The sequence below is a fragment of the Arsenicicoccus cauae genome, assembly GCF_009707125.1.
GTDB lineage: Bacteria > Actinomycetota > Actinomycetes > Actinomycetales > Dermatophilaceae > Arsenicicoccus > Arsenicicoccus cauae.
Window position 1 is genome coordinate 120,107 of record NZ_WLVL01000006.1, and the last position, 6,759, is coordinate 126,865.

General features: G+C 71.2%; 9 protein-coding genes. 6 read left to right on the plus strand and 3 right to left on the minus strand.

The features are described 5' to 3' along the window. Positions 1–26 precede the first annotated feature (26 nt). Positions 27–932 (minus strand): hypothetical protein, encoded by a 906-nt coding sequence (locus tag GGG17_RS02080; RefSeq protein WP_154592130.1) that lies wholly within the window; start codon positions 930–932, stop codon positions 27–29. Between the two features lie 179 nt (positions 933–1,111). Between GGG17_RS02080 and GGG17_RS02085 the strand changes: the two genes are divergently transcribed. Both GGG17_RS02085 and GGG17_RS02090 read left to right on the plus strand, forming a co-directional pair. Further along, positions 1,112–1,597, plus strand: coding sequence for a peptidylprolyl isomerase (locus tag GGG17_RS02085; RefSeq protein ID WP_154592131.1), 486 nt, complete (start codon positions 1,112–1,114; stop codon positions 1,595–1,597). Between the two features lie 157 nt (positions 1,598–1,754). Further along, positions 1,755–2,717 carry a rhomboid family intramembrane serine protease gene (locus GGG17_RS02090; protein ID WP_154592132.1) on the plus strand — a complete coding sequence of 321 codons (963 nt, stop codon included), beginning with the start codon at positions 1,755–1,757 and terminating at the stop codon, positions 2,715–2,717. A 300-nt stretch (positions 2,718–3,017) separates the two neighbouring features. On the opposite strand, the gene GGG17_RS02095 is transcribed toward GGG17_RS02090, so the two are convergent. Next, entirely contained in the window at positions 3,018–3,269 is a 252-nt protein-coding gene (locus GGG17_RS02095) for a cell division protein CrgA (protein ID WP_311966357.1), read from the minus strand. A gap of 81 nt (positions 3,270–3,350) precedes the next feature. On the opposite strand from GGG17_RS02095, the gene GGG17_RS02100 reads away from it, so the two are divergent. From GGG17_RS02100 to GGG17_RS02110, 4 genes are read left to right on the plus strand one after another with little or no spacing between them, the layout of a single operon-like run. Continuing rightward, positions 3,351–4,127 carry a DUF881 domain-containing protein gene (locus GGG17_RS02100; protein WP_154592133.1) on the plus strand — a complete coding sequence of 259 codons (777 nt, stop codon included), beginning with the start codon at positions 3,351–3,353 and terminating at the stop codon, positions 4,125–4,127. 26 nt (positions 4,128–4,153) lie between these two features. Next, complete coding sequence (locus tag GGG17_RS02105) at positions 4,154–4,810, plus strand: class E sortase (protein ID WP_311966358.1); 657 nt, start codon at positions 4,154–4,156, stop codon at positions 4,808–4,810. Then, entirely contained in the window at positions 4,810–4,974 is a 165-nt protein-coding gene (locus GGG17_RS15905; RefSeq protein WP_195849080.1) for a hypothetical protein, read from the plus strand. Before GGG17_RS02105 ends, GGG17_RS15905 begins: the two co-directional genes overlap by 1 nt. 55 nt (positions 4,975–5,029) lie before the next feature. Then, entirely contained in the window at positions 5,030–5,653 is a 624-nt protein-coding gene (locus GGG17_RS02110) for an aminodeoxychorismate/anthranilate synthase component II (protein WP_154592134.1), read from the plus strand. 46 nt (positions 5,654–5,699) lie between these two features. Here the strand turns inward: GGG17_RS02110 and GGG17_RS02115 are convergent, their stop codons facing one another. Next, positions 5,700–6,626: a PASTA domain-containing protein gene (locus GGG17_RS02115; RefSeq protein ID WP_154592135.1), complete on the minus strand. Its 927-nt coding sequence runs from the start codon at positions 6,624–6,626 to the stop codon at positions 5,700–5,702. Positions 6,627–6,759: the final 133 nt, after the last annotated feature.

A 6,759-nucleotide genomic window follows, 5' to 3' on the forward strand; every position in this document is an offset into this window, starting at 1 on the left:
GTCACGGTGCTCGGTGAGGAGCGGGATCAGATGTCACGCTTGTCGTCGCCGTGACGACCCGCACCGGGGTCGGCGGTCTCGTCGACGACCTGGCCGGCGCCGTCGTCCGTGCGGTCGAACTCCGTGGCGTTGGAGGGCGTCGTCGCGGCGAAGTCCTCCTGGTCCTTGGCGTCCAGGATCACCGGCTCGGTGGAGACGGCGCTGAGCGGGTCGCCGGCCTCGTGGTCGGAGACGATCGCGTCGTCAGAGGTCGTGGCGGTGGTCGCCGACGCGTAACCCGTGGCGGCGCCGGCGCTCGTGCCGATCGTCGAGGAGGCCGGGGTGTAGGGGTCGGCGAGCGGCGTCGCCCACGGGTCGTCTTGCGGGGCGGTCTTCTTGTAGACGACGGCGGCCACGGCGGCAGCCGTGGCGAGCAGGCCGAGGGTCACGAGGAGCTTGCCCTGCTTGCGCTCGCGCGCCTTCAGCTCCTTCTTGAGCTGGCGCTTCGACAGGTGGGTCTTGGGGTAGGAGTCGTCCTTGGCCTTGTCGGCGACCTTCTTGGTGGCGAGCAGGCCGAGCGCGGTCTTGCCGGCGTCCTGCGCCTTGTCGCTGGTGGCGGCCTTGGCGGTCTTGGCGGCCGCGCCGGCGGCGAGCAGACCCGGCAGCGCCTCCATCAGGTCCTCGATCAGGCCGTTGCCCTTGTCGGCCTTGCTCGTCTTGGCCTCGACGACGTCGCTGCCGTGGGAGACGGTGTCCTTCACCTTGTCGGCAGCGGCGAGCGCACCCGAGGCGACCGCACCGGCCGCCAGCTTGGGGGCGGTCATGACGCTGTCCTTGACCTGGGCGGCCTTGTCGCTGGCCGAGCTCGTGAAGGCGTGCGCCTTGTCGGCCGCGTCCTCCTGGGCCAGCTCCAGCCGGCTCTTCTTCTCGATCTTGTACTTGTTGCGGAACATGAGTCCTCCTGGAGATCGATTCGCGGGGCGTCCAGCGCCCATCTTGCCCGTGTGGGACAACGCGTGCACGTTTCCGTCGGTTCCTCCCCTACCCGGCCCAGGGGGGTCGTATGCCGGGAGTCCGTCGTGCCGACACGACACCACCGGCATACCGGGGTCGCCGTGCGAGGATGAGGCTCATGAACTGGACGCTGCACACCAACCACGGCGACATCTCGATGACCCTCTTCCCCGAGGCTGCCCCCACGACCGTGGGCAAGATCACGGGCCTGGCCAAGGACGGCTACTACGACGGCCTGACCTTCCACCGCATCATCCCGGGCTTCATGATCCAGGGCGGCTGCCCCCAGGGCACCGGCACCGGCCAGCCCGACCAGCCCGGCTTCCCGTTCGACGACGAGATCTCGCCCGACAAGGACTTCACCAAGCCCTACATGCTCGCGATGGCCAACGCCGGCAAGCGGATGGGCCGCGGCACCAACGGCTCGCAGTTCTTCATCACGGTCGGTGCCACGACCTGGCTGCAGGGCAAGCACACGATCTTCGGCGAGGTGGCGGACCAGGCGTCGCGCGACGTCGTCGACAAGATCGCCGCCGTGCGCACCGGCGCCATGGACAAGCCGGTCGAGCCGGTCGTGATCGAGAGCGTCACGGTCACCGACTGAGCTCACGCCCCTCGGCGGAACCTCCACGCCCGACGGTCCGTTCCCCTCGTCGGCAGCCCCGCTGCCGACCGGGACGGACCGTCGCGCCGTCTCCGGCGAGGTCCACCCCTAGGCTCGGACCCGACACCCGCGCTCCGAACTCGACGAGGACGTGCCGATGAGCTCCTCCTACCCGCCGGTCGACCCGCCGCTCCCGCCGACTCCCTCCGGGGCCTCGGCGGGCGGCTCAGCTCAGCCGCCGACGTGCCCGCGCCACCCAGACGTCGTCGCGTACGTCCGGTGCAGCCGCTGCGGACGACCCGCCTGCCCCCCGTGCCAGCGCCAGGCGTCCGTCGGGATCCACTGCGTCGACTGCGTCCGCGAGTCGGCGCGCACCGCGCCCCGCGCGCGGAACCCCCTCGGCGGCTCGGCCTCGGCCCTGTCCGTCGGCGGCGGGGCCCCCGCGACCACGGCACTGGTGGCCCTGTGCGTCGTCGTCTACTTCCTGCAGCTGATCGTCCCGGGCCTCGAGCGTGCCCTGTGGTTCGCGCCGTATGCCGGGCGCGACGAGCCGTGGCGGTTCGTGACGGCGGCGTTCCTGCACGGCGGGGTCACGCACATCCTATTCAACATGCTCGCGCTGTGGACCGTCGGCCAGCCGCTCGAGCGGGCGATGGGGATCGCGCGGTTCCTCGCGTTGTTCCTGGTCAGCGCCATCGGTGGGTCGGTGGGCTATCTGCTGATCGCGCAGGCCACCGCGTCCCCCGGCCAGGTGCTGACCCAGTGGCAGATGAGCTGGTTCCAGCCGACGGTGGGGGCCTCGGGCGCGGTGTTCGGGTTGTTCGCGGCCGAGCTGGTGCTCGCGCGGCGGCAGGGCCGTGACCTGCGGGCAATGCTGATCTTTCTCGGCATCAACCTGGTCATCGGCTTCACCGTCCCCAACATCGCGTGGCAGGCGCACCTCGGCGGGTTCGTGACCGGGGCGGCGCTCGCGTCGGTGATGTGGGCGACCCGGACGCGCGAACGCCAGCGTTGGCAGTGGCCGGGCGTGGCCGCCGTGCTGGCGGTGCTCGTGGTCCTCGCCGTCCTGAAGTACGCCCTGTCACCCCAGATGACGGGCTTCGTCGTCGGCGGCGCCTGACCGCCGTCCCCTCCCCCCGTCGGCCCCCCGCGTCCTCGCCCCTCTCAACACAGGGGGGCGGGCCAGCGGGGCGGGCCAGCGGGGTGGCGGGCCGGCAGGGGCGCGCGGGTGGGTCCACCGGGGTCACAGAGACGACCGGCTGTCCCCACGTCGTCCCCAGGGTTGTCCACCGGGTTGTCCACACTTTCTGTGGATAACCCGTCTCGATCTCGTCTTACACGGATGTAATTATCCACACGATGGGGATAAGCCTGTGGATAAACCCGTGGTCATCCACCGGCGCCGGGCGAGGGGGCGGGGTCAGCGCCAGCGGGTCGTCATCATGAAGCCGACCAGCATCAGGCCGAAGCCGATCCCGAGGTTCCAGTAGAGGATGTTGGGGATGGGGTACTGCCCCGCGGTGAGGTAGAAGGCGACCACCCACAGCAGCCCGATCAGCATCAGCGTCACCATCACGGGCGCCCACCAGCGGGGGCTGGGCGCCTTGATCCCCGAGCCCTTCTCGGCGGGCGGGGTGTACGTCGCCTTGCTGCGGCGCTTGGACTCGGGCACGGCTCACTCCTCGGTGCGGGGCCCACCGGATACGGTAGGTCTCAGGGTCTGACGCACAGCCTAGCCAGGTGAGGAGGAGCCATGGGTGACACCGGTGCCCGCCGCGCGCGCCTCGGACGACTCCTCTTCGGAAGGCGACCGAGCCTGTGGGGCCTGCTCGTCCCCGTCGTCCTCGTGCTGGCCGGGCTGCTCTTTGCGACCAGCGCCGTCACCGCCGGCGGCCGCTCGCTGCGACCGTCCGACACACGTGACCTCGCCGGGGTCATCGACGCCCAGGACGCCGCGCTAGAGGCCAAGCAGCGGACGGTCCGCGACCTGTCGGGTCAGGTCGCGAGCCTCAGCGCACGCAACGCACCGGCCGACTCCCGCCTGCGCGCGATGACACAGCGGGCCGCGGCGCTCGACCGGGCCGCCGGGATGCAGGGGGTCACGGGGCCCGCGCTGACGGTGACCATGACGGACTCGACGAGGTCGGTGGACAGCTTCGGCGGCGAGTTCACCGCCGACGACCTGGTCATCCACCAGCAGGACGTGCAGGCGGTCGTCAACGCGATGTGGCGCGGCGGCGCCGAGGCGATGATGATCCAGGACCAGCGCGTGATCTCGACGAGCGCGGTCCGCTGCGTCGGCAACACCCTGATCCTGCAGGGCCGCGTCTACTCCCCGCCCTTCGTCATCAAGGCGATCGGCGACGTGGACGGCATGCGCCAGACGCTGGACCAGGACCCCACGGTCCAGATCATCCAGCAGTACGTCGCTGCCGTCGGCCTCGGCTACGACGTCGCGACGCAGCCGTCGGCGACCTTCCCGGCCTATGACGGGTCCGCCAAGCTGCGGCATGCGACAGTAGTCGGGTGAAGGCTGTTCGGGCGATAACGGGGACTGTGGGTGAGCTGCTCATCACCCTTGGTGTGCTGACCTTGCTCTTCGTGGGCTGGCAGCTGTGGTGGACCGACGTCGCCGCCAACGCCGTGCAGTCTGACACCGTCACCACGCTCAGCGAGGAGTTCCAGCGTCCCGGCCAGGTCGAGCCCGAGATCGCCCGGCTCAAGGACATCCCCCTGGGCAAGGCCTTCGCGATCGTGCGGATCCCGGCGCTGGGCCGCGACTACGCCGTGCCGGTCGTCGAGGGGACCACCCGGGACGTGCTGCGCACGGGCATCGGCCACTACGAGGGCACGGCGATGCCCGGCCAGGTGGGCAACTTCGCGATCGCCGGCCATCGGATGACCTATGGCGGGCCCTTCCGCGACATCGAGAGGGTCCTGCCCGGCGACCGGGTCATCGTCGAGACCGCGCAGACCTACTACGTCTATCGGGTCGGCCAGCACACCCTCGTGCCCCCCTCCCACGTCGCGGCCATCGCGCCCACGCCCGAGCGTCCCGGCGTGCGCCCCGACAAGCCCTTCATCACCCTCACCGCCTGCCATCCCAAGTACGCCGCCCAGCAGCGCTGGATCGTGCACGGCGAGCTGGAGCGCGCCATACCGCGCAGCACGGGCCTGCCGGCCGGCTATCTGGACCTGACGGGAGACCGTTGATGTATGCCGCGCTCTGGCGCGCCCTCCCTGGCCCCACCTGGGTGCGGGCGGTCCTGTGCCTGCTGCTGGCGGCGCTCGTGGTGTGGCTCTGCTTCGAGGTCGTCTTTCCGTGGCTCGCGGACCTCATGCCGTTCAACGACCAGACGGTCGAGCCCGCCGGCTGAGGTCGCGGCTAGGGTGAGGGGCCGATCCCACCGACCCGCGCCCCGAGGCAGACCCATGACCCGCATCCTCGTCGTCGACAACTACGACTCCTTCGTCTTCACCATCGTGGGCTACCTCCAGCAGCTCGGTGCGGAGTGCGAGGTCGTGCGCAACGACGCCGTGACGGCGACGGACGGTGCGGACTTCGACGGCGTCCTGGTCTCCCCCGGCCCGGGCACCCCCGAGGAGGCCGGGGTCTCGATGGCGATGATCGAGGCGTGCGCCGAGCGCGAGCAGCCGATGCTGGGCGTGTGCCTCGGGCACCAGGCGCTCGGCGTCGTGACCGGTGGCACCGTCTCGCGGGCCCCCGAGCTGCTGCACGGCAAGACGTCCGAGGTGCTGCACGACGGGCGAGGGGTGCTGGCGGGTCTGCCCAGCCCGTTCACGGCGACGCGCTACCACTCGCTCACGATCGAGCCGGAGACGATCGGGGCGGACCTCGAGGTCACCGGCCGCACCGAGACCGGGATCGTGATGGCCGTGCAGCACCGCACGCTGCCGCTGCACGGGGTGCAGTTCCACCCTGAGAGCGTGCTCACCGTGGGCGGCCACCGCCTGCTCGCCAACTGGCTCGAGGTGTGCGGCCTGGACGGTGCGGTGGCCGCGAGCGAGGGTCTGAGCCCGCTGATCCACCGCTGAGCGTTCGCCGGCTGCCGCGCCTCCCCAGGCGCCCGGCGCTCGGCGATCAGGGCGTCGGCGGGGTGGACGGGTTCGGCGGCGGCGAGGTCGGCGAGGATGGTGCGGTCGACGTGGGCGACGGTGGGGTCGTCGTGGTCGGGCGCGGCCGCGGTGTCGTGGTCGGCGTGGGTGCGGGGGCCGTGGAGGTCACCGTCACCGTCGGGATCGCTGCCGGCACGGCCACCGTGAGGGTGATCTTGGTGCCGGGGGGCTGCGATCCTTCGCGGATGTCCTGGTCGAGCACGAGGTCGCGGGTGTCGCGGCTGGGCTCGTCCTTGCGGGCGACGCGGAAGCCGGCGTCCGTGAGCGTCTTGGACGCCGACGTGTAGTCCTGCCCCACCACGTTGGGGACCCCCACCTTGCCGGTCGACACGAACAGTGCGACCTTGGTCCCGACGGGCACGGTCTGTCCGCTCGCCGGGTCGGTGCGCACGACCTGCCCCGCGGGGATGGTCTTGTCGTCGATCTCCGTGACCGCCCCCGCCTCGAGGTTGTAGTTGACGAGGCGTTGCTTCGCAGACCCCACGGTGTACTTGGTGACGTCGGGCACCGCGGTGTCGCTCGGGCCGGTCGAGACCTGCACGGCGACGGGGTAGGCGGGATCCTGCTGGGCGCCGGGCTGGGGGTTCTGGCCGACGACGATGCCCTTGGGCTTGTCGCTCTCCTTGGGCTGGAAGGACCCCTTGAGCTGGCTGGACTCGAGCAGCGACCGCGCGGTGCCCTCGGTCTGGTCCATCAGGTTGGGGACCGTCTTGTACTGGATCGGGTCGGGCCGCGTCATCCAGTAGACGCCGAACCCCGCCACGCCGATCAGCAGCAGCAGCGCCACGATCCACGCGATCCAGTTGCGGTCGCGCTCCTCGCCGATCGACGGGTAGCTGGACGTGTGGTGGCCGTCGCGGGGAGGTCCGGCGGCGACGTCGTCGCGCAGCACCGGCTCGGGGCTTGGCCAGGGCCTTGCCGCCCGCAGCCTGGGGCTGGGTGACCTGCACCTGCACGCCGTGCGGGTCCACGACGGTCGGGTGAGTCATCTCGGTGACGGCGGCGACGGTGGCGAAGCCGCCCCA

Bases quoted from the DNA above. Each gene is read 5' to 3' on its own strand.
- GGG17_RS02080 (WP_154592130.1), bottom strand. From the start codon at position 932: ATGTTCCGCAACAAGTACAAGATCGAGAAGAAGAGCCGGCTGGAGCTG.
- GGG17_RS02085 (WP_154592131.1), top strand. From the start codon at position 1,112: ATGAACTGGACGCTGCACACCAACCACGGCGACATCTCGATGACCCTC.
- GGG17_RS02090 (WP_154592132.1), top strand. From the start codon at position 1,755: ATGAGCTCCTCCTACCCGCCGGTCGACCCGCCGCTCCCGCCGACTCCC.
- GGG17_RS02100 (WP_154592133.1), top strand. From the start codon at position 3,351: ATGGGTGACACCGGTGCCCGCCGCGCGCGCCTCGGACGACTCCTCTTC.
- GGG17_RS15905 (WP_195849080.1), top strand. From the start codon at position 4,810: ATGTATGCCGCGCTCTGGCGCGCCCTCCCTGGCCCCACCTGGGTGCGG.
- GGG17_RS02110 (WP_154592134.1), top strand. From the start codon at position 5,030: ATGACCCGCATCCTCGTCGTCGACAACTACGACTCCTTCGTCTTCACC.